Below are 21,295 nucleotides of genomic sequence, written 5' to 3'. Positions count from 1 at the left end.
CGCACAGCGCACCGGGCCGGCGGAATCGATCCGCCGGCCCGAGCCGTTTCCGGAGCCGGATCAGTCGCAGATCGCGCGGAACTGTTCGATCAGCTTGACCCGGTCGGCCGGGGTCGCGGCGAGCGGCGCCACATTGAGCACGGTGACCCCGGCTTCGGCGAACGCCGCGACCCGTTCCTTCACGTAGCCGGCGGGTCCGATCAACGAGATATCGCGGACCAGCGCGTCCGGAACCACCTGGGTCGCTTCGTCCTTCTTGCCCGCCAGGTACAGCTCCTGGATCCGGTCGGCCTCCGCGCCGTAGCCGTACCGGGTGGCGAGGGTGTGGTAGAAGTTCTTGCCCTTGGCGCCCATTCCACCGATGTAGAGCGCCAGCATGGGTTTGACGAACCCGAGCAACGGCTCCACATCCTCACCGATGGCCAGCGCCGGTCCGGCGTAGATGTCGAGGGGGCCGAGTTCGGGGTCGCGCCGGGCCTTTCCGGCCCGCAGCGCGTCACCGAAGACCGCCTCGGCGCGTTCGGGCAGGAAGAAGATCGGCTGCCAGCCCTCGGCGACCTCGGCGGCCAAGGCCACGTTCTTGGGGCCCAGCGCGGCGAGCAGCACCGGGATGCGTTCGCGTACCGGATGATTGATCAGCTTCAGCGGTTTGCCCAGTCCGGTGCCGGTCCCCGCGGGGAGCGGGATCTGGTAGTACTTGCCCTGGTACTCCAGCCGTTCCCGGCGCCAGACCTTGCGGCAGATCTCCACGAGTTCGCGGGTCCGTCCGATCGGCGCCTCGTAGGGCACCCCGTGGAATCCCTCGATGACCTGGGGGCCGGAGGCACCCAGGCCGAGTACGAACCGGCCGTCGGAGACGAAATCCAGCCCCGCCGCGGTCATCGCGGTCAGTGTGGGCGTGCGGGTGTAGAGCTGCAGGATCCCCGATGCCAGCTGCAACCGGGAGGTCTTGGCGGCGAGATAGCCCAGAGCGCTCACCGCGTCGAAGGAGTACGCCTCGGGCACGAACACGATGTCCAGTCCGGCACGCTCCAGATCGGCCACTTCGGCCGCCGCCTCGGTGAAGCCACCCGAGTAGTTGATGCTCAATCCGATCCGCATGCCCTCAACATAAACCCGGCTACGGGGTGGCCACGCACCGGCCACGCCGGGTGACGCGGTAGGTTGAACCCGATAGCAGAGAGCACCACGTAGCTAACTTGTGGCAATTATGATCGAGAAAGGTCGAATCGTGTCGGAGCCCACCCAATCGCCACAGCACACCGCCAGCGGTTTCGGGGGTGCACCGATCGGTGACTACCTGGGCGAACTCGCGGCGAAGGTGCCGGCCCCGGGGGGCGGCGCGGTGGCCGCGCTGCACGCCGCACAGGCGGCCGCGCTGGTCGCCATGGTCGCGCGCTACACCACCCGGGCCAAGGACACCGACCATCGGCCGGCGATCGACCGCATCGTCGCCGCCGCCGATACCGCCCGCGAGCGCGCACTGGCCCTGGCCGACGCCGACGCCGAGGCATTCACCGCCGTAGGCGCCGCCTACAAGCTGCCCAAGAGCAGCGACAGCGAGGCCGCCGAGCGGTCGGCGGCGATCCACGAAGCGCTGCTGGAGGCCGCCCGGGTCCCCGCCGCGGTGATCGACGCCGCCGACGAGATCCTCACTCTGGCAGAGGAATTGCTGCCGATCGGAAACCCGAACGTGGTCACCGATATCGGCGCGGCCGCCGCGGCGGCGCGGGCCGCGGCGGTGACCTCACAGCTGAATATCGAGATCAATGTCGTCTCCCTTCCGGAGGAGCACGCCGCCGCTTTCGCCGAGGTGCTGGTGCGGATCGAGGAAATCACCGATCGCGCCGAAACACTGCACCGAGAGGTACTTCGTGCGGTTCGCGGCGGGTGATTCGGGTACACAAACAGCACGTGCGAAATTAACCAGGTTTATGCCGAACTGGGATTATTCGAGATCAAGTGCAGAACGGAGCACGCGTAGAATGGGCTTCGTTCCTGATATTCACACTGCTCCACCGCTCGACCCAGGCTCGAGCAGCTAGACCGGCCGGCGGGGCACCGGCGGCCGGGGAACTGTTTGCCCCAGCTCGACGAGTGCAGGAGGTAACGGTGAGGATCGGGTACACATCGGCTCCGGTCGCGGCGGAACTTTCCGACCCTGGTATCGATGTCATCACCGAACACGGAGTCGTATCCAATATCGCCGACTGTTCGGCGGATCCAGGAGTGTTGACGCTCGGCCAGGCCCGGCGCGCGCACGATATCCATCGACTCTGTTCTCCCGAATGTCAGGTCCGCAGACGGGCCCGTCTCACCTTGGCCGTCGCTTCGGCCGCCCCGGATCGTCCCATATTCGGCATTTCGCCCGGGCGGTCCGCGCACTACGGCGATTGATTCCCGCGTGGCGGGGGGAAACAGCTGCCCGCCACGCCTCTTTCCGGCGCCGGGTATTCCGGCGCGCTTTCGATAGCGCTACGAACTCACACCGAATGGTTCTCTAGCAGCTCCACCCATTGGCCGGGTGGCGATTGGCGTATGCCGCGCGGTCACCAGTAGAGGAGGAAGAGTTGAGCACCATATTCACGAATGCGGCATCCGAATCGGATACTCCGGCGCGAAAACCGCGGCACGCCGGGTTCGGTGGTAACGGCCGGAACCACCCGCTGAACATCGTGTTGGTGGCCCCGCCCTATTTCGATGTCCCCCCGGCCGGATACGGCGGCGTCGAGGCCGTGGTCGCCGAACTCGCCGACACCTTGATCGCGCGCGGTCACCGGGTGACGCTACTGGGCGCCGGAAAGCCTGGTACCGAAGCCGAATTCGTCCCGGTCTGGGAGAGTACGCAGGCCGAGCGGCTGGGCGATCCCTTCCCGGAAGTGGTCAACGCGCTCAAGGTGCGGCGCGTGGTCGAGAAACTGGCCCGCTCCCGGCATATCGATATCATCCACGACCATACTTTCGCCGGCCCGCTGAACGCCCCCGCCTACGAGGCGCTGGGCATTCCGACCGCGGTCACCGTGCACGGACCGGTCGACAACGATATGTGGGAGTACTACGGCGCCCTGGACGAGCACACCCGCCTCGTCGCGATCAGTGACCGGCAGCGTGAACTGGCGCCGAGTTTCAACTGGATCGGCCGGGTGCACAATGCGCTGCGGCCCAGCGAATGGCCCTTCCGGACCGAGAAGCAGGATTATGCGTTGTTCCTCGGCCGCTACGCCTCCTACAAGGGTCCCCATCTCGCGTTGCGCGCCGCACACGAGGCCGGGATCAAGCTGATCCTCGCCGGTAAGTGCAACGAGCCGCCGGAGAAGGCGTTCTTCGCTCAGGAGATCGAACCCCTGCTCACCGATACCGACCACGTCTTCGGGGAAGCCGACGCGGTCGCCAAACGGGAGCTGCTCGCGGGCGCGCGCTGCCTGCTGTTCCCGATCCGCTGGGAGGAACCGTTCGGCATCGTGATGATCGAGGCCATGGCCTGCGGCACCCCCGTGGTGGCGTTGCGGGGCGGCGCGGTCGAGGAAGTGATCGAGCACGGGGTCACCGGCTTCATCTGCGATCACCCAGACGAACTCCCCGCCGCGATCGCGCGGGCCGGTGAACTGGACCCGCACGCGTGCCGACGGCGTGTCGAGGATTATTTCGGCGTGGATCAGCTCGGTGCCGGGTACGAGACGGCCTACTACCGCATACTCGATGCGTGGGACGAAGCCCACAGCAGCGCCCAGGCATTGACCGCCGTCGGTACGCGTCGCACTGCAGTACCCGAGATTCGCGCCGACGCCGGCACGACACCGGTATGGAGTAGGGCATGAATGCACCGCCGAGAATTCTCAACTCCGGCCAACCCGCCGCCATCAATGGCGGCGGGGGGACCGTGACCCTGGTCGAGGCGAGCACTTTCTGTTTGTCCGACCCTCTCGGCGATATTCATTCCGGCACCTCGCAGGGCCTGTTCTACCGGGACTCCCGGGTGATCTCACGGTGGGAGCTGCGCCTGGACGGGCAACCGGCGGAACATCTGACGGTGCTCACGCCGGAAGCCTTCAAGGGCCGCTTCATCCTGCGCAAACCCCCGCGCGCCGGAGTCGCCGACAGCACCGTGCTGGTGGTGCGCCGGCGACTCATCGGCAACGGGCTCAAGGAAACGATCACCGTGCGCAACCTCGGGCACGAGGACACGGCGATGACCATCACCCTGTTCGTCGATTCCGATTTCGCGGACCTTTTCGCGGTCAAGGAGGGCCGTAACCACGGCGGCGGCGCCGAGCACAATGCCGTCGACGGCGATCTGCACCTGACCGACCATGCCGAACCCGGACGCGGCCTGACCATCAGCGCCACCGCCGGGGCGGTCATGCTGCCCGGCACCATCACCTGGCAGGTGGTGGTGCCGGCCCGCGGGCGCTGGGATACCGAGATCCTGGCCCATCCGGTCATGTCGCACCGCCGGGTGCCGATGGCATTCGGCGACGACGAGGACAGCCCGATCAGCCGGTTGAAGGCGTGGCGGGCCACCGCCACCGACCTCACCGCCACCGATCCGGCCCTGTCGGAGGTGCTGCAGCGCACCGAGAGCGATCTCGGCGCGCTGCGTATCGACGGCAGCACCGACGGCGCTCCGGCGTATGTGGCCGCGGGCGCCCCGTGGTTCATGGCCCTGTTCGGCCGGGACAGTCTGCTCACGTCGTGGATGGCGCTGCCGCTGGATTCCGCGCTCGCCGTCGGTACCCTGCGCCGGCTGGCGGATCTGCAGGGCACGAAGGTCAATCCGATCACCGAGGAAGAGCCCGGTCGCATCATGCACGAGATGCGGCACGGCCCGGCCAGCGGCCAGGTCCTCGGCGGGACCGTCTACTACGGTTCGGTCGACGCGACGCCGCTGTTCGTCATGCTGCTCGCCGAATGCTGGCGCTGGGGCGCGGGCGACCAGGTGGTCCGCGAACTGCTCCCGGCCGCCGACGCGGCCCTGGCCTGGATCGACGAATACGGCGACGCCGACGGCGACGGGTTCGTCGAATACCGCCGGAAAACCGATCGCGGCCTGAGCAACCAGGGCTGGAAGGACAGCTTCGACGCGATCAACGACGCGTCCGGCCATCTGGCCGAACCGTCCATCGCACTGTGCGAGGTCCAGGGTTATGTGTACGCGGCCCGGCTGGCCCGTGCCCAGCTCGCCGATCATTTCGGCGACACCGGCACCGCCGCCCGGTTACGCGAGCAGGCCGAGAACCTCAAGGACCGGTTCGACGGGGCGTTCTGGGTCGACAAGAACGGCTGGTACGCCGTGGCCCTGGACGGGCAGAAGAACCAGGTCGACTCGCTGACCAGCAACGCCGCCCAATGCCTGTGGACCGGCATCGTCTCCGACGAACGCGCCGCCGAACTCATCGAACGGCTGGCCGATATGTCCATGGACAGCGGTTTCGGCCTGCGCACCCTGGCCGCCGGAATGGGCGCCTACAACCCGATGAGCTACCACAACGGCTCGGTGTGGCCGCACGACACCGCGATCGCGGTCGCCGGGTTGCTGCGGTACCGGCATATCGCCGGCGCATCCGACCTGGCCGAGCGCCTCACCACCGGCCTGCTCGACGCGGCCATCGACTTCGGCGGGAGGCTACCGGAACTGTTCTGTGGTTTCGCCCGGACCGAGTTCCGCTCGCCGGTGCCCTACCCCACCTCCTGCTCCCCGCAGGCGTGGGCGAGCGCGGCGCCGCTGCTGCTGGTGCGGTCCTTCCTCGGACTGTCGCCGTGTGTACCGCATCGTGTCCTGCGGGTGACCCCGCAGTTGCCGCGGGAGTGGGGCAAGGTGGGCCTGACGGACCTGAGACTGGGTTCCGCCACGGTCAGCATCCACGCCGAGGGCTCGACGATGCATGTCCACGGGCTGCCCGACGACTGGGAACTCGTCACCGAATAGCAATCACGCGGTGTGTCTACATCCCGAACGGGTGCCGGGACGATATCTTGGGTGGTTGAGTTGATCATGGCCCCTTAGGATGGACGTCTGTCCACCAGTCGTCCGTAAGGGGTGGAACCATGAATTTCGTTGCCCGGCACCTGTTCCTAGCGATCGCGATCGCACTCTCGCTGGCCGTCGCCCCCGCCGGGGCGCACGCCATGACGATCGATCCGCCCGGCCCCGCACCCGTGGCCTCGGTAACTCCCTCCGACGGCGCTCTCGTCGGAATCGCCCATCCGGTTACCGTCAGGTTCTCCGACGCGGTGACCGACCGGGTCCGCGCCGAGCACTCGCTGTCGGTCACCGCCGGCGATCGGCTACCCGGCGCCTACAGCTGGCGCGGTGACCGGGAACTGACCTGGACACCCGAGGGGTATCTGCCCGCGAACAGCACGCTCACCGTGAATTTCGGTGACCGCCGTACCCAGTTCCAGACCAATGCCGGGGTGATCGCCGACGCGAACATGTCCACCCACACGTTCACCGTCAGCATGGGCGGTCTGGTGGCGCGGACCATGCCCGCGTCCATGGGCAAACCCGGTTACGAGACGCCCACCGGCACTTATCCGGTGCTGGAGAAGTTCCGCAACATCATCTTCGATTCGCGGACCATCGGTATCCCCCTGGATTCTCCGGAGGGTTACCTGATCGACGGAGAATGGGCCGAGCGGCTCACCTGGGGTGGTGTCTTCGTCCATTCTGCGCCCTGGTCGGTCGATCAGCAGGGCAATTCCAATGTGAGTCACGGCTGTATCAATCTGGCTCCCGGCGACGCCTCGTGGTACTACGAGAACGTCGGTATCGGCGATCCGGTGAACATCCACTGGTGATCGGGCACCGGACGCGCCCACCGCGCCCGGTGCCCGGCCGCGCGCTGCGGTCCGGTTGCCGATCCACTAGAACAATGAAGAGCGATCGCGCGTCGTGAACCGATGAAGGGGGCCGCGCCATGGATCGACCGCCCTCGGGTCCCGCCGACGGGGAACAGTACCCCCGGGACCCCACCGGGCCACCCCGGGAGCGGTACCCGCGCACGCCACCGGAACCCGGAAACGCGAATCCGGACCCGTATCACCCGGGCCACCCGGACCCACCCGGGCAGCGGAGCCCGTACCCGGCGCCCGCGTCCGGAGACGCCGACCCGGATCCATATGCCCCGCATCCGGACCTGTATCTCCCACACTACGGCGATTCGGCGGTAGCGGCCGATTCGATGCCCACCGAACCCATCCCGGTGCTCCGGCTGCCGGGATGGGACAGCGGTAATGCCCGCTACGAGGGCTCCTGGTCGGACTGGGTCGCGCGGGCAAGCGCCGACCCGGCCCGACCCGAAGCCGCGGCCGTGGATTCCGGTGCGGTCCCACCTCTCGCCGTCGATACCCCACCACCGCCCGGGCCCGCCCCGGCGACCGGGGCCCCGATCGCGGCCGAGGCCGAGCCTGTAGCACCCCCTGCGGACACCTCCCCCGCGGGCGCCCGGGAACGGCTGCGCCGGCGGTTGACCCCGCCCGACCACACCACTCCGGCGCCCGTCCGCGCCACGGCCCCCGCATCCGGCCGGAGCCGCGTACTTCCGGTGCTGCTGGGAGTCGCGGGGGTCACGGCCCTCGGCGCGGCCGCGTACGTGCAGTTCGCGATCGTCGGCGGGGACGAACCGCGCGCCCCCGCCGCGGCGGTGCCCAGCGCCACAGTGCCCGCCGCCCCGGGCGCCGACCCGCACTGCGTGGCCGAACGGGTCGGTAACACCGTGCAGGGCAACGAACCGGGCGGCACCGATTCCGGCCCCTCGGCCATTTTCGGGTTCCAGCACGCCTACTACGTCGCCCGGTCCGGGGAACAGGCCCGCGCGCTGGTTGCGGGGGACGCCGCCGTCCCACCGGCCACCGATATCCAACGCGGTATCGACACCATCCCGGAGGGGACCACCTACTGCGTCCGAATCGCTCCCGGCGCGTTCGTCGGCCAGTACACCGTCACCGTCACCGAGTACCGGCCCGGGGCGGCGCCGCTGGGATACAACCCACAACTGGTCACGACGATGCGAATCGGTGACCGGACCTTGATCACCGGTATCGGCCCCATGCCCTGAGTGCCACGATTCGGCCCGGATCGGCGAACGAGGCTGGCCCGGCGCGCCCGCGAGGCGCAGACTCGGAGGATGGACGCCATCGGTACGGCCCGGGTGCCCGATCATCCGACAGTGCAGGCGGCGCTGTCCCTCGCTCGGCGCGCGCCGTCGGTGCACAATACGCAACCGTGGCGCTGGGTGTTCGACGGTCACCGGTTGCATCTGCACCGTGACACCAGCCGGCAACTGTTCTCGGCCGACCCGCAGGGCAGGCAGCTCACCATCAGCTGCGGGGCCATCCTCGACCACACCCGGACCGCCTTCGCGGCGGCAGGCTGGGAGACCGGGGTGATCCGGCTACCCGATACTGCGCCCGACCACCTCGCCACCGTGGATTTCGCGCCGGCCACCGCGGTCTCCGATACCGTCCGGGCCCGCGCCGCGGCCATCGAGCAGCGTTACACCGACCGGCTGCCGATGCTGCCGCCCCGGGCGTGGGACCGGGTCGAGCCGGGCCTGCGCGCGGCGGCCGAGGCCCGCGGGGCCCAGCTCGAGGTACTGGGCGATTCCGCCAGGCTCCGCCTGGCCGCCGCCTCGGCTCGGTCGGCGGCGCTGCGCGAATACGATCCGCAGTATCTGAACGAACTGCACTGGTGGGCGGGTAACGACTCCCCCGCCGACGGTGTGCCGATCTCCGCCCTGGTCTCGGCGGCGGAAGCGGCTCAGGTCGGGGTGGGCCGGGCCTTCCCCACCGCGCCGCCCTCGCTGCGGCGCGGCGAGCTGACCGATGCTTCGCGGCTGCTGGTACTCGATTCGGCGAACAACAGCCCCCTGGACTGGCTGCGCGCGGGGGAAGCCCTGTCCGCGGTACTGCTGGACTGCACGGTCGCCGGGCTGGCGACCTGCCCACTGACCCATATCACCGAGGTCCCGGTGAGCCGCCGCGCCATCGCGACTCTGCTGCCCGGGCCCGCGGTCCCACAGATCGTGGTCCGGGTGGGCATCGCGCCCACCTCGGCGGTGCAACCGCCGACACCGCGGCGCACCGTCGGCGATTTTCTGGAACTGCATCGCGCCATGTGACCGGTGCGCTCCCGCCCCCCGAGCCGGCGCGACCGCACCGGCCTTCGCCGTGAGCCCGCGCGTCCTCGGCGGTGGGGTTCTACACCCGAACCTCGTGACCGAACCACCGAGCTAGTGCATACCGGCCACGCGGATCGGCGGGCTCTTCGGAAAGGTGACCGGAAGCGCGGACAGTGCCCGGTGGAACGGGCCCGGCCGCCACTGCAACTCGGCAGCGGGCACCGCCAGCTCCAGTTCGGGAAGCGCATCGAGCAATTGGTCGATCGCCTCCTGCACGATCAGCACCGCCACCGGCCGTGCCGGACAGGCATGCGGGCCCATCCCGAAGGCCAGATGGGAACGGTTGTCGAGCACACTCCCCGTGCGGATCGCCGGATCGTTGTTACAGGCCGCCATACTGATCACCACCGGCTGATGCGCGGGCAGCCATACATTGTCGATCAGGATCGGCTGCCGCGGATAGCTGAAGCAGTAGTTGGCGATCGGTGGGTCGTTGAACAGCACCTCGTCCAGCGCGTCCCGGGTCGACAGGCTTCCGTCCAGTACATTCGCCGCGAACCGCTCATCGGTCAGCATGAGCAACAGGGTGTTCGCGATGAGATTCTGTGGCGGCTCGATCGCCGCCCCGTACAGCGTCACCAACTGGTGCATCATCTCTTCGTCGTCCAGTCGCACCGGATGTTCGACCAGCCGGCTGGTGACATCGTCGCCGGGTTCGGCCCGTTTGAGCCGGGTCAGCTCCAGCAGCGCCTCGGCCAGCATCCGGTTGCCGCGTTCGGCATCGACGGTGTCGAACAGCGCCGCCATCCCGGTGGCCGCGCGCCGGCTGATATCGGGCGGGCAACCCAGCGTGGCGTTGAGGGTGGCGAAGGCCAGCGGCAGGGCGTACTGGCTGACCACATCGCAGTGGCCGACCTCGCAGAACGAGTTGATCAATGGGATCGCGACCTGTTCCACGGTGGCGTGGAGGCGATGCAGATCGATCTTGCCGAGCGCCGCCGCGGCCGCCGAGCGGTACCGCGTGTGCTCACTGCCGGCACTGCGGATCGGATTCGGGCGCCACTCCATCATCGGGCGCACCGGACAGTCGGCGGGGACGCTCTGTTCCCATACCCGCGGATCGGCGGGGAAATGGTCCGGATCGTGCAGGATCTGCAGAGCGGCGTGGTAGCCGATCACCAGGGTGGCCGGCACGCCCGGCGCCAGCTCCACCGGAGCCAGCGAGCCGAAGCGTTGCCGCATGTCCCGGTACACCCGGTGCGGATCGGCGGCGTACTCATCCGAGTAGAGCGGAATGCGCGGGCCGGCGAAGTCCCGTGGTCCCGTAAGAGGTAGGGGTGTGCTCTCGATATTCAAACGTCTGTGGTTCCTGCGCGATGGGTCTCGCGACCGGAGATCCGGCCGCCGGGCTGAGCTCGCGACTCTACCCCTGACCCGGCGCGGCCGACCGGAATTCGCAGCGCCACGCATCCCCCGCACAGACGCGGTCGGCCCGGTGCTACGGCGCGCGGGGTCGCGGCCGCCCGCTGTTCAGCGGCCGTTCATCCGGATCGGCGGAGACTCCGGAAAGGTCACCGGCAGCGAGACCAGCGCCCGATGAAAAGGGCCGGGCCGCCAGCGCAGTTCCGCCTGCGGTACGGCCAGTTCCATCTCCGGCACCGCGTCCAGCAACTGGTCGATGGCATCCTGGACGATCAGTAACGCCACCGAACGAGCCGGGCAGCTGTGCTGGCCCGCGCTGAAGGCCAGATGCGAGCGGTTGACGGTCCGCCCATCGGCTTTGACAGCGGGATCGTTGTTGCAGGCGGTCATACTGATCATCACCGGCTGGTGGGCCGGCAACCAGATCCCGTCGATCAGCATCGGTTGCCGCGGATAACTGATGCAGTAGTTGGACAGCGGCGGATCGTTGAACAACACTTCGTCGAGGGCGTCGCGGGTGGACAGACTGCCGTCCAGCACATTGGCCGCGAAACGCTCATCGGTCAGCATGAGCAGTAGCGTGTTCGCGATCAGATTCTGCGGCGGTTCGGTGCCCGCGCCGTACAGCAGCGCCAACTGCTGCCGGGTCTCCTCGTCGCTCAACTGCACCGGATGCCGGACCAGCCGGGTGGTGATGTCGTCACCGGGCTGCACTCGTTTGAGCCGGGCCAGTTCCAGCAGCGCGTCGGCCTGGGTGGCATTACCCTCGGCCGCGTCCACCGTGTCGAACATGGCCGCCAGGCCACGGGCCGCGCGGTGCCCCAGTTCGGGCGGGCAGCCGAGCATGGCATTGAGTGTGGCGAAGATCAGCGGAGAGGCGTATTGCCCGACCACATCGCAGTAGCCGTCGGTACAGAAGGAATTGATCAGCATGACCGCGATCTGCTCGATGGTGGAACGCAACTCGTGCATATCGATCTCGCCGATGGCCGAGACCGCGGCCGAACGATAGCGGACCCGCTCCTGGCCGACGGTGCGCAGCGGATTGGGCCGGTATTCCATCATGGGCAGCACCGGGCAATCCTCGGGTACGCCACGCTGCCATGCCCGGGGGTCGGCGGGAAAGTGCTCGGGATCGTTGAGGATTCGCAGGGCGGTGTGGTACCCGATCACCAGGGTGGCCGGGACGCCCGGCGCCAGCTCCACCGGCGCCAGCGAGCCGAACCGCTCCCGCATCTCCCGGTATACCTTGTGCGGGTCGGCCGCGAACTCCTCCGAATACAGCGAAACGTAGGGCCCGATGGGATCCACCGGGGAGCCGTGGATCACCAGGCGTGAATCGGAAACGCGGTACTGATCATGTTGTGCTGTGGTCAAGACATCACACTCCGAGGTTCGTATGAATCGGCGAATAGTGCGTTTTCGCAGACCTATCCGCCGACCCATACATCTCGCTCAGCGACGTCCGCGACGAGCCATCAGCATGAAGTTGTAGTAACCAGAACCTTTTACGCTACCGGCTTCAGCCCAGGTACACAGGCAATTCCTGGTGACCGTTGGAAACGAAGCTCACCACCGGCTTCAGTTCGCTCACCTCGACGGCCAGCCGGATGTCCGGGAACCGCCGGAAGAGTGCGGGCAGCGCCAGCTCGCCCTCCATCCGGGCCAGCGGCGCACCGATACAGTGGTGCGCCCCGTGGCCGAAGGACACATGGTCCTTGACCGCCCGGGTGACGTCGAAGACGTCGGCGGTGGCGCCGTGGATCTTCGGGTCGCGGCCGGCCGCGGCATAGGAGGCCAGAATGGCTTCCCCCTTGCCGATCCGCAAGCCCTCGATCTCGATGTCCTCCACGGCGTACCGCAGCGGCAGATGCGCCACCGGGGCCTGGTAGCGCAGGGTCTCCTCCACCACCTCCGACCAGCTCACTTCACCCGCCAGGGCGGCCGCCCGCTGCTCGGGATGGGTGAGCAGCGCGACGATGGCCTGGTCGAGCAGGTTGACCGTCGTCTCGTGGCCGGCATTGATGACCAGCATGAGGGTTTCGACGATCTGCTTCTCGGTGAGCTGCGAACCGTCCTCGTCGCGACTGCTGATCATCACACTGGTGATGTCGTCACCGGGGTTGTCGCGCCGATAGGCGACCAGTTCGGTCACCAGGCCGTACATCTCGACGAAATTGGCCTGCGCCCCCGCCTGATCGATCGTGGTGTCGAAGTACCGGTCCACGCACACCCGCAGGCCCGCGCCGAGGGTTTCCGGCACACCGAGTAGTTCGGTGATCACCTGGATCGGCACCGGATAGGCGTAGCCCTCGCGCAGGTCGACGACCTGGCCCGCCGGTACGGCGGCCAGCCGGTCGAGCAGATCGGCGACGAGCGTTTCCACCCGTGGGCGCAGCGCCGCGGTCCGCCGGTGGGTGAATGCCGGGGACACCAGCCGGCGCAACCGGCGATGGTCGGCGCCGTAGGTGGTGAACATGTTCTCCACCGCGATCCACGGCAGCAGCGGCCAATCCTCGGTGATCTCGCCGTTCACGAACGCCGTCCAGTGCTGGCGCGGATCCTTGGACACCCGCGGATCGGCCAGCAGGCTCTTCAGGACCGTCGCGTCGGTGACCGACCAGGCGGGCACGCCACCCGGCAACTCGATCAGCGCCGCGGGACCCTGGGCACGCAACCTCGCCGCTTCCCCTTGGGTATCGGCACCGGCCATATCCAGGACGATGGGTTGGCGTTCCAACGACTGACTCCTTAGACGAGACGCAAGGGAGGAGAAGGCGGGAAAACGACGGGCAGGGCGGCCAGGGCCCGGTGGAAAGGCCCCGGGCGCCAGACGAGTTCCTCGGGTGCCACCGCGAGTTCCAGTTCGGGTAGCGCGTCGAGCAGCAGGTCGATCGCGCCCTGGACCACCACGAAGGCGGGCGACTGCGCGGGGCACGCGTGCGGTCCGATACTCCAGGCCAGATGCGAGCGATTGCCCGTGTGGTCGGCGCCTCGGATGGCCGGATCGTTGTTGCACGCCGAAAGGCTGATCACCACCGGTTGATGGGCGGGCAGCCAGGTGTTCTCCACGAGAATCGGCTGCCGCGGATAGGTGGTGCAGAAGTTGGCCATCGGCGGGTCGTTGAACAGCACCTCGTCCAACGCGTCGCGCGTGGACAGCGCACCGCCGAGCATGCTCCCGCCGAACCGCTCGTCGGTCATCATCAGCAGCAGGGTGTTGTTGATCAGGTTCTGCTGCGGCTCCACCCCGGCGCCGTAGAAGCTGATCAGATTGGAGAGCAGCTCCTCGTCGTCGAGTTTCGCCGGATGGTGCACCAGCCGCGAGGTCACATCGTCGCCCGGATCCGAACGCTTCATGAAGACGAGCTCCATCAGCGCCTCGCTGAGATGGGCCATCCCCCATTCGGCATTGACCGTGTCGAACAGTGCGGCCATCCCGTTGGCGACGCGCTCGCCCAGTTCCAGTGAGCAACCGACCATCTGGTTGATCACCTCGAACACCAGCGGAAACGCGTACTGCGTGACAAGGTCGGCCTTGCCCGTCTCACAGAAGGAGTTGATCAGCGGAACCGCGATCCGCTCCACGGTCTGGTGCAGTTCGTGCAGGTCGATCCCGTCGATCGCGTGGACGTACACCTGGCGGTAACGCTGGTGCAGCTCACCGCTGTTACGCAGCGCGTTCGGGTACCACTCCATCATCGGCTTGACCGGTGAATCGGCCGGGATACTCGTCTGCCAGGTCCGCGGATCCGCCGGGAAGCGGTCCGGATCGTTGAGGATCCGCACGGCCGCGTCGTAACCGATCACCAGGGTGGCGGGGACGTCCGGGGCCAGGTCGATGGGAACCAGCGATCCGTACCGGCTCCGCATCGCGGCATAGGAGCGATGCGGATCACCGGCGAATTCCTCGGAGAAGAGGCTGAAGCGGTCACCGACGCCTCCGGTGGGGTCTCCGTGGACGACCGGGCAGCCGGCGAACGGAGGTTGTTGTTGCGGAACCGGAGAGAACTGCGTGGTCAAAGACGAGACTCCAATCGGTGGAACAGAAACTCGACGAGCGTGATCAGCGACTGCAGGCAGGTACGCCGATCACGGGCGTCGAGGGCGATGAGCGGAGTGTCGTCGGTCAGGTCGAGCGCCTCGCGCACTTCCGACAGCGGGAATCGGTTCGAACCCTCGAACTCGTTCACGCCGACCGCGTACGGCACACCGCGCTCCTCGAGAACGGCCAGTACCTCGTCGGCCTTCTCGATACGCCGGGTGTCCACCAGGACCAGGGCGCCGAGTGCACCCTTGGCCAGTTCCTCCCACAGCGGGATGAACCGCTGCTGGCCCGGCGTACCGAAGAGGTACAGGGCCAATTCGGGGTTGAGCGTGATACGACCGAAGTCCATCGCGACCGTGGTCTGCGTTTTCGATCCCAGCCCGCCCAGATCGTCGATGCCGACGCTGGCCTCGGTGATGGTCTCCTCGGTACGCAGCGGTTTGATCTCGGAGATACTGCTCACGAAGGTAGTCTTGCCGACACCGAAATTACCGGCCACCAGCAATTTCACCGAGCGGGTCACCGTCTCCGGCACATAGTCGACCGCGCGGCCGTATTCCGCGGACCGATCAGGCCGGGAGAGCACGGAGCCCATTGAGTACCTCCTCGAGCAGGGCGATCTCCGGCATTATTTCCGCCGGGGTCGGGATATTGAGATGTCCGCTGTCCAGCAGATCGGACACGACGATCGTCACCACCGACGGCGGGAGGTCGAGATAGGCGGCGACCTCCGCGATCGACAGAGCGCCGCGGGCGCAGACATCGACCACCCGGCGCGCATCCGGTGTGGAGCCCGGCGCCGGATCTCCGACGGCGACGACCAGGGTGACCAGGCCGAGCTCACGGGTCGGACGGGAGCGTCCGCCGGTCCGCACATACGCGCGGACCAGGTCTGGATCACGCCGCGACCGGGTCATTTCAGATCGCCGCCGTGTGCGCCTCTGCGAGGTTCGCTCCCGAGCTCGCGGCCGACCCGGCCGGCGAGCTCGTTCATCCGGTGGGCGATCAGGCCCACATCGATATCGGTCATGGTCGCCACGCCCAGTAGCGCGCCCTCGCCCGCCGCGGTGATCATGATCATGCCCTGGTCGTATTCGGTCATGTTCTGCCGCACATCGTTTCCGTTGCTACCGCAGAACTCGCCGAGCGCCTTACCGAGTGAACGGAGGCCGGAGGCCGCGGCGGCGAAGCGCTCGGCATCGTCCTTCGGGATACCCGCCGAATGGGCGATGCGCAGCCCGTCCTCGGACAACAGGACGGCGAATCGGACGCCGGGAACCTCGAGATCGTCCAGTAACCAGCCCAGTTTGTTGGTGCTGTCGGATACCACTGTCCTCGGTGAACCCATCAGGATGTCATCCCTTCGGTGTGTTCGGATGCGGCGGCACGGCCGCTCTTGGAGCCGCTCTGCCAGGCAGCGGCGATATCGGGGCGGGGCTGCCCTGGTTCGGTCCTGTCCTGTCCGGACACGCGATCGTTGATGTCATCAGGGACGGCCGCGGCACGGCGCCGGCGCCGGGGTAGACCGCCGCTGGTGATGTCGTGGACTGTCGTACGCTGCTCGCTCTCGGTCTCGTCGATGCCACCTGCCGCCGAAGTCCGCTCGACAGGCCGGGAGCTCTCGGACACAACCGGTATCGCGGCATGCGCGCCGGTGCTCGTCGCCGAATGCGCTCCGATACCGGACGATACGGCGTTTCCGACCAAGGCGTTACCGGAGCTTCCCGATACCGACGAGGCCTGGCCGCCGGGGACCGCGGCGAGTTCCCGCGGCGCCGAGGCGCCGACCGGCGACGCGGTGTCGTTGTCCTGGTTGGCCTTCGGTGCGACCAGCAGTGCCTCCGGGATGTAGACCATGGCGCGCATACCGCCGTAGGCGTTCGGTCCGTCGATGTAGACGGTGAACCCGTAACGGCGGGCGAGCGCGGCGATACCGGGGAAGCCGACCTTGGGGGCCGGGCCGAGCTGATGAATATCGATCGAGCGTTCGTTGGCCAGGACCTGGCGGGCCTCTTCCATCTGCTCGGCGTTCATCCGCACGCCGGCGTCGTCGACGATCACGGTCACACCGTGGTGACCTTCCTGGAAGGTCACGTCCACGAAGGAGGTCGGCGGCGAGTAGCGCAGCGCGTTGTCGATGAGCGAGGCCAGAGTGTGTACCAGGGGTTCCACCGCACGACTGATGACGATGCGGTCGAGCTGGGACGGGCGCACCCGCAGGTAGTCGCGGACACGACCGGTCGCGCCACCGACGACGTCGGTGAGCGACTGGGCGGGCCAGCGGCGGCCGGGCAGACCACCACAGACGATCACGTAGGACTGCGCCTGGCGGATCATCTGCTGCACGGTGTGATCGATACGGATGAGGGTCTCGTAGACGCGGTCGTCGCGGTGTTCGCGGAGCGCGGAGCTCACGACCTGGGAGACGTCGGCTCCCAGGCTCACCACGGAGGTGCCGAACGAGCGGACCGCGGCGCTGGTCGCCTCACGCGCAAGGGTTTCCGAGCGCTCGCGGCCGGCGTCGGCCTCGGTGCGCACGTTCCGCTCGGCGGCCGAGACGGCGGTACGGACCTGCTCCTCCATCTCCCGGGTGACGGCTTCGCGGGTTTCGCTCTGGACGGTCCGCAGATCCTCGGTGACCCGGTCGACGATCCAGCGCAGGCATTGCGCGAAGCGCGAGTTCTCCAGTCCGGGGGGTACTTCGGGTGCCACGGCGGTTTGTTCGAACCGGCGAGTGGACTCCGAGAGGGCGGGCAACGTGCTGGCCGCGAGATGCTCGAGCGCATCCTCGCGTACGGCTAGTTCCCGCTCGAGCACATCGAGTCGTTTCTGTTGGTCTCGCACGGCCCGAACGGCGTACCACGCCACGCCGAGCACCAATATGGGGGCGAGTATCCAGGGAAGCAGCACGGCGGTATTCAGATTCATCAGCTTTCTCGTCGTTGACGGGGCTCGAGGTGCGCCACGCGGTGCCGTGGCAGGCCACGGCGCTTCGTCTCGCCTTCCTCGCGACGCCGACCATGTTCGCCCCTGGCCGGATGAGGGTCCGTGCCGGGCACCGCGGTAACGGTCGGTGACATATCCCTTAGTTACTTTCGACTACCCGAAAGTAACTAAGGGACAAGTCATTCGGCCGATCGATGACCATCGGAGCACATCCTCCGATGGCCCGGAACCCGACGACTCGCTCACAGTAGCAGCATTGTGGTGAACTCTCTCAATAACGGCCGATAATCGATTGTCACCTTTCCGTGATAGGGCCGCGACCTCGCAGAATGCGGAAAGGTATTGCGACGGTGAAGATCACGACCGCGGGGCACCGCGGGGACTGCACGCGCAGCGCGGGGTGCTCCAAGGCACACCGCAATCGCATCCCCTATCACCAGGGGCGGAGCGCTGAAGGCAGACCAACCGGTCGGTGATTGGCGGCGGGCCCGGAAAATTGATATCAAGACAGGTCCAATACTGCCCGCCGCCGCTCGAATCGGGCGCCCGGCTCCGCCGAAATGCCCCAATGCGCGTACCCCGCAGTCGGCGCGACGATCAGTGTGGAGACGTGGAATAGCCGTATTCCAGTAAAGCCCCGGCATTACCGGGCGAAATGCGACCGGCGCTCCGGAACCGCAGCCCGGTCCGTACCAGCGGCCCGCATCCCGGTCGTCGGTCCGCACCGATTCGGGTACAGACCAGAACGCGACGGCGACCCTGTCGGTCGCCGTCGCGAAGTACTGCGCGGTGGGTGCGCGGGCCTCAGACCGTGAAGCCGAGCGCCCGCAACTGTTCCCGCCCGTCCTCGGTGATCTTGTCCGGACCCCACGGCGGCATCCAGACCCAATTGATCTTCAGATCGTCGACCAGCCCGCTGCGTACCAGAGCGTTCCGGGACTGATCCTCGATCACATCGGTGAGCGGGCAGGCGGCCGAGGTCAAGGTCATATCCAGCACCGCGGTGCTCTCCTCGACCCGCATTCCGTAGACCAGGCCCAGGTCGACGACGTTGATACCGAGTTCGGGATCGACCACGTCGCGCATGGCCTCCTCCAGATCGGCGAGCTGCGCCAGATCCTCGGCCGAGAGCTCGGCGTCGGGACCGGCCGCCGGCTCCGGCGCGGCGGCCTCGGTGGCAGGAGTTTCGGTCATGCTGTTTCCCCGTTCCGTGAGCGGTCGGTAGCGGACGCACCGGGCCCCGCGGCGGAATCCGCCGCGCCGTCCACCCGCAGCACCGCGTCCTTGAATGCCATCCAGCCCAGCAGTGCGCATTTCACCCGGGCCGGATATTTGGCGACACCGGCGAAAGCGATTCCGTCGCCGATGATGTCCTCGTCGCCCTCGACGGTGCCCCGGCTCCCGATCATCTCGTTGAACGAGTCGACCACACCCAGGGCCTCCACCACCGGCAGCCCGATCACCTGATCGGTCAGCACCGAGACCGAGGCCTGGCTGATCGAGCAACCCTGACCGTCGTAGGACACATCCTCCACCGCGCCGTCGGCGCCGAGTCGCACCCGCAGCGTCACCTCGTCACCGCAGGTGGGATTGACGTGGTGCACCTCGGCGCCGAACGGTTCCCGCAGACCGCGATTGTGCGGATGCTTGTAGTGATCCAGGATCACTTCCTGGTACATCTGCTCCATGCGCATGTTCTAGGCAACCCCGAAGAAGCTCTGGGCCTTCCGCACCGCGGCGACCATCTTGTCTACCTCGTCCACGGTGTTGTACAGCGCGAACGAGGCCCGGGCGGTCGCGGCCACACCGAAACGCCGGTGCAGCGGCCAGGCGCAGTGGTGACCCACCCGGATCGCCACACCCTCGTCGTCGAGGATCTGGCCGAGGTCGTGCGCGTGGATTCCGTCGGCGAGGAAGGCGACCGCGCCACCGCGGTCGACGTTCTCGGTCGGGCCGATGATCCGCACACCCGGCACGGCGCCCAGCCCGGCGAGCGCGGCGTCGACGAGGGTGTGCTCGTGCGCGGCCACCGCGTCCATCCCGATCTCCTCGAGATAGCGCACGGCGGCACCCAGCCCGATGACCTGCGAGGTCATCGGCACCCCGGCCTCGAAACGCTGCGGCGGCGGCGCGTAGGTGGTCTGTTCCATGGTAACGGTCTCGATCATGGACCCGCCGGTGATGAAGGGCGGGGTCTCCTCGAGCAGCGCCCGCTTCCCGTACAGCACACCGACCCCGGACGGACCGAGCATCTTGTGCCCGGAGAAGGCCGCGTAGTCGACGTCCAGGGCGTGGAAGTCGACCGGGGCGTGCGGTACCGACTGGCAGGCGTCGAGAACCACCAGCGCGCCCACGGCCCGGGCCCGGCGCACCAGCTCGGCGACCGGCGCCACCGCGCCGGTGACATTCGACTGGTGGCTGAAGGCCACGACCTTGGTGGCCGGCGACAGCTCGAGCGAGTCGAGATCGATCCGGCCGTCGTCGGTGACGCCGTACCAGCGCAAGGTGGCGCCGGTCCGGCGGGCGAGTTCCTGCCAGGGCACCAGATTCGCGTGATGCTCCAGCTCGGTGATCACGATCTCGTCGCCCGGGCCCACGTGGTACGGGAACCGGTCGTCGGAGAACGCGTAGGTCACCAGGTTGAGCGATTCGGTCGCGTTCTTGGTGAACACGAGCTCGTCGGCGGCCGCGCCGACGAACCGGGCGATCTGCGCACGGGCGTCCTCGTAGGCGTCGGTGGCCTCCTCCGACAACTGGTGGGCGCCGCGGTGGACGGCGGAATTGCTCGCCAGCAAAAAGTCGCGTTCGGCGTCCAGTACCGCCAGCGGCCGCTGCGCGGTAGCCCCGGAATCCAGGTACACCAGCGGCTTCCCGTCCCGGACCGTACGGTTCAGGATCGGGAAGTCGGCCCGGATCCGGGCGACGTCGAAGGCGGGAAGGGTCGCGGTCATGTCAGGCTCCGGCTCCGGCCGTCTGGGTGAATTTCACGTATCCGTTCGCGTCGAGTTCCTCGGCCAGCTCCGGGCCGCCCTCGGCCACGATGCGCCCGCCCACGAAGACGTGCACGAACTGCGGCTGGATATAGCGCAGGATCCGGGTGTAGTGCGTGATCAGCAGGACTCCGCCGTTCTCCCGCTCCTTGTAGCGGTTCACGCCCTCGGAGACGATACGCAGCGCGTCCACGTCCAGGCCGGAGTCGGTCTCGTCGAGGATGGCAATCTTCGGCTCGAGCAGGCCCAGCTGCAGGATCTCGTGCCGCTTCTTCTCCCCACCGGAGAAGCCCTCGTTCACGCTGCGGTCGGCGAAGGCGGCGTCGATATCGAGTTCGTTCATCGACTCCTTCACCTCCTTGACCCAGTGCCGCAGCTTCGGCGCCTCACCGCGGACCGCGGTCGCCGCCGTCCGCAGGAAGTTCGACATCGAGACCCCGGGGACCTCCACCGGGTACTGCATGGCCAGGAACAACCCGGCGCGCGCCCGCTCGTCCACCGACATCTGCAGCACGTCCTCACCATCGAGGGTGATCGTCCCCGAGGTGACGGTGTACTTGGGATGCCCGGCGATGGCGTAGGACAACGTCGACTTACCGGAGCCGTTGGGACCCATGATGGCGTGCGTCTCGCCGGATTTCACGGTGAGGTTCACACCGTTGAGGATCTTGACGGTGTCCCCGTCGGGGGTGGCGACCTCGGCGTGCAGGTCCTTGATTTCCAGGGTGGTCATGAGGGTGTGGAATTCCTTCGGTGGTCGGGGAGTCCGG

General features: G+C 67.7%; 20 protein-coding genes. 7 read left to right on the top strand and 13 right to left on the bottom strand.

The window, feature by feature from the left end; all coding sequences use genetic code 11:
• Positions 1-60 precede the first annotated feature (60 nt).
• A complete protein-coding gene (locus ABZV91_RS04970) occupies positions 61-1,101 on the bottom strand; it encodes an LLM class F420-dependent oxidoreductase (RefSeq protein ID WP_355235550.1) in 1,041 nt (346 codons plus the stop codon).
• A gap of 130 nt (positions 1,102-1,231) precedes the next feature.
• Here ABZV91_RS04970 and ABZV91_RS04965 point away from each other — a divergent pair, with 130 nt between their 5' ends.
• The 7 genes from ABZV91_RS04965 (at position 1,232) to ABZV91_RS04935 (ending at position 9,119) form a co-directional block, all read left to right on the top strand.
• Positions 1,232-1,894 (top strand): cyclodeaminase/cyclohydrolase family protein, encoded by a 663-nt coding sequence (locus tag ABZV91_RS04965; protein WP_355235547.1) that lies wholly within the window; start codon positions 1,232-1,234, stop codon positions 1,892-1,894.
• Positions 1,895-2,112: 218 nt separating this feature from the next.
• On the top strand, positions 2,113-2,397 hold the full coding sequence (locus ABZV91_RS04960; RefSeq protein WP_355235544.1) for a hypothetical protein: 285 nt from the start codon (positions 2,113-2,115) through the stop codon (positions 2,395-2,397).
• Positions 2,398-2,666: 269 nt separating this feature from the next.
• Entirely contained in the window at positions 2,667-3,818 is a 1,152-nt protein-coding gene (locus tag ABZV91_RS04955; protein WP_355235799.1) for a glycosyltransferase family 4 protein, read from the top strand.
• On the top strand, positions 3,815-5,926 hold the full coding sequence (locus ABZV91_RS04950) for a glycogen debranching N-terminal domain-containing protein (RefSeq protein WP_355235541.1): 2,112 nt from the start codon (positions 3,815-3,817) through the stop codon (positions 5,924-5,926). Before ABZV91_RS04955 ends, ABZV91_RS04950 begins: the two co-directional genes overlap by 4 nt.
• A gap of 119 nt (positions 5,927-6,045) precedes the next feature.
• The gene (locus tag ABZV91_RS04945; protein WP_355235538.1) at positions 6,046-6,798 is read left to right on the top strand and encodes a L,D-transpeptidase; all 753 of its coding nucleotides are present in this window, start codon (positions 6,046-6,048) and stop codon (positions 6,796-6,798) included.
• A gap of 383 nt (positions 6,799-7,181) precedes the next feature.
• Positions 7,182-8,057, top strand: coding sequence for a hypothetical protein (locus tag ABZV91_RS04940; protein WP_355235535.1), 876 nt, complete (start codon positions 7,182-7,184; stop codon positions 8,055-8,057).
• A gap of 69 nt (positions 8,058-8,126) precedes the next feature.
• The gene (locus ABZV91_RS04935; RefSeq protein ID WP_355235532.1) at positions 8,127-9,119 is read left to right on the top strand and encodes a hypothetical protein; all 993 of its coding nucleotides are present in this window, start codon (positions 8,127-8,129) and stop codon (positions 9,117-9,119) included.
• Between the two features lie 111 nt (positions 9,120-9,230).
• On the opposite strand, the gene ABZV91_RS04930 is transcribed toward ABZV91_RS04935, so the two are convergent.
• The 12 genes from ABZV91_RS04930 to sufC all read right to left on the bottom strand — a co-directional run bounded on the left by ABZV91_RS04930 (position 9,231) and on the right by sufC (position 21,258).
• Positions 9,231-10,475, bottom strand: a complete 1,245-nt coding sequence (locus ABZV91_RS04930) for a cytochrome P450 (protein WP_355235530.1) — start codon at positions 10,473-10,475, stop codon at positions 9,231-9,233.
• A gap of 174 nt (positions 10,476-10,649) precedes the next feature.
• Entirely contained in the window at positions 10,650-11,918 is a 1,269-nt protein-coding gene (locus ABZV91_RS04925; protein WP_355235527.1) for a cytochrome P450, read from the bottom strand.
• 145 nt (positions 11,919-12,063) lie between these two features.
• Positions 12,064-13,281: a cytochrome P450 gene (locus ABZV91_RS04920; RefSeq protein ID WP_355235524.1), complete on the bottom strand. Its 1,218-nt coding sequence runs from the start codon at positions 13,279-13,281 to the stop codon at positions 12,064-12,066.
• Positions 13,282-13,292: 11 nt separating this feature from the next.
• Complete coding sequence (locus tag ABZV91_RS04915) at positions 13,293-14,564, bottom strand: cytochrome P450 (protein WP_355235522.1); 1,272 nt, start codon at positions 14,562-14,564, stop codon at positions 13,293-13,295.
• Positions 14,561-15,184, bottom strand: a complete 624-nt coding sequence (locus ABZV91_RS04910) for an ATP/GTP-binding protein (protein ID WP_051164821.1) — start codon at positions 15,182-15,184, stop codon at positions 14,561-14,563. Before ABZV91_RS04910 ends, ABZV91_RS04915 begins: the two co-directional genes overlap by 4 nt.
• On the bottom strand, positions 15,159-15,506 hold the full coding sequence (locus ABZV91_RS04905; RefSeq protein WP_355235519.1) for a DUF742 domain-containing protein: 348 nt from the start codon (positions 15,504-15,506) through the stop codon (positions 15,159-15,161). The genes ABZV91_RS04910 and ABZV91_RS04905 overlap by 26 nt, the downstream gene beginning before the upstream one ends.
• Entirely contained in the window at positions 15,503-15,937 is a 435-nt protein-coding gene (locus ABZV91_RS04900; protein WP_355235517.1) for a roadblock/LC7 domain-containing protein, read from the bottom strand. The genes ABZV91_RS04905 and ABZV91_RS04900 overlap by 4 nt, the downstream gene beginning before the upstream one ends.
• Positions 15,937-17,517 (bottom strand): sensor histidine kinase, encoded by a 1,581-nt coding sequence (locus ABZV91_RS04895; protein ID WP_355235514.1) that lies wholly within the window; start codon positions 17,515-17,517, stop codon positions 15,937-15,939. The genes ABZV91_RS04900 and ABZV91_RS04895 overlap by 1 nt, the downstream gene beginning before the upstream one ends.
• 822 nt (positions 17,518-18,339) lie before the next feature.
• A complete protein-coding gene (locus ABZV91_RS04890) occupies positions 18,340-18,729 on the bottom strand; it encodes a metal-sulfur cluster assembly factor (protein ID WP_355235512.1) in 390 nt (129 codons plus the stop codon).
• Positions 18,726-19,229 (bottom strand): Fe-S cluster assembly sulfur transfer protein SufU, encoded by a 504-nt coding sequence (gene sufU / locus ABZV91_RS04885; RefSeq protein ID WP_355235510.1) that lies wholly within the window; start codon positions 19,227-19,229, stop codon positions 18,726-18,728. The genes ABZV91_RS04890 and sufU overlap by 4 nt, the downstream gene beginning before the upstream one ends.
• Before the next feature lie 3 nt (positions 19,230-19,232).
• A complete protein-coding gene (locus ABZV91_RS04880; RefSeq protein ID WP_355235507.1) occupies positions 19,233-20,486 on the bottom strand; it encodes a cysteine desulfurase in 1,254 nt (417 codons plus the stop codon).
• A 1-nt stretch (position 20,487) separates the two neighbouring features.
• Positions 20,488-21,258, bottom strand: a complete 771-nt coding sequence (gene sufC, locus ABZV91_RS04875; RefSeq protein ID WP_355235504.1) for a Fe-S cluster assembly ATPase SufC — start codon at positions 21,256-21,258, stop codon at positions 20,488-20,490.
• Positions 21,259-21,295 lie beyond the last annotated feature (37 nt).

Source organism: Nocardia sp. NPDC004568 (assembly GCF_040609955.1).
Classification (GTDB): Bacteria; Actinomycetota; Actinomycetes; order Mycobacteriales; family Mycobacteriaceae; genus Nocardia.
Note: the sequence above shows the minus strand (reverse complement) of the source record. Positions and strands in the feature narration are given on the sequence as shown.

Bases quoted from the DNA above. Each gene is read 5' to 3' on its own strand.
- ABZV91_RS04890 (WP_355235512.1), bottom strand. From the start codon at position 18,729: ATGACCGAAACTCCTGCCACCGAGGCCGCCGCGCCGGAGCCGGCGGCC.
- ABZV91_RS04950 (WP_355235541.1), top strand. From the start codon at position 3,815: ATGAATGCACCGCCGAGAATTCTCAACTCCGGCCAACCCGCCGCCATC.
- ABZV91_RS04935 (WP_355235532.1), top strand. From the start codon at position 8,127: ATGGACGCCATCGGTACGGCCCGGGTGCCCGATCATCCGACAGTGCAG.
- ABZV91_RS04895 (WP_355235514.1), bottom strand. From the start codon at position 17,517: ATGAATCTGAATACCGCCGTGCTGCTTCCCTGGATACTCGCCCCCATA.
- ABZV91_RS04910 (WP_051164821.1), bottom strand. From the start codon at position 15,184: ATGGGCTCCGTGCTCTCCCGGCCTGATCGGTCCGCGGAATACGGCCGC.
- sufC (WP_355235504.1), bottom strand. From the start codon at position 21,258: ATGACCACCCTGGAAATCAAGGACCTGCACGCCGAGGTCGCCACCCCC.
- sufU (WP_355235510.1), bottom strand. From the start codon at position 19,229: ATGCGCATGGAGCAGATGTACCAGGAAGTGATCCTGGATCACTACAAG.
- ABZV91_RS04940 (WP_355235535.1), top strand. From the start codon at position 7,182: ATGCCCACCGAACCCATCCCGGTGCTCCGGCTGCCGGGATGGGACAGC.
- ABZV91_RS04905 (WP_355235519.1), bottom strand. From the start codon at position 15,506: ATGACCCGGTCGCGGCGTGATCCAGACCTGGTCCGCGCGTATGTGCGG.
- ABZV91_RS04970 (WP_355235550.1), bottom strand. From the start codon at position 1,101: ATGCGGATCGGATTGAGCATCAACTACTCGGGTGGCTTCACCGAGGCG.
- ABZV91_RS04945 (WP_355235538.1), top strand. From the start codon at position 6,046: ATGAATTTCGTTGCCCGGCACCTGTTCCTAGCGATCGCGATCGCACTC.
- ABZV91_RS04900 (WP_355235517.1), bottom strand. From the start codon at position 15,937: ATGGGTTCACCGAGGACAGTGGTATCCGACAGCACCAACAAACTGGGC.
- ABZV91_RS04880 (WP_355235507.1), bottom strand. From the start codon at position 20,486: ATGACCGCGACCCTTCCCGCCTTCGACGTCGCCCGGATCCGGGCCGAC.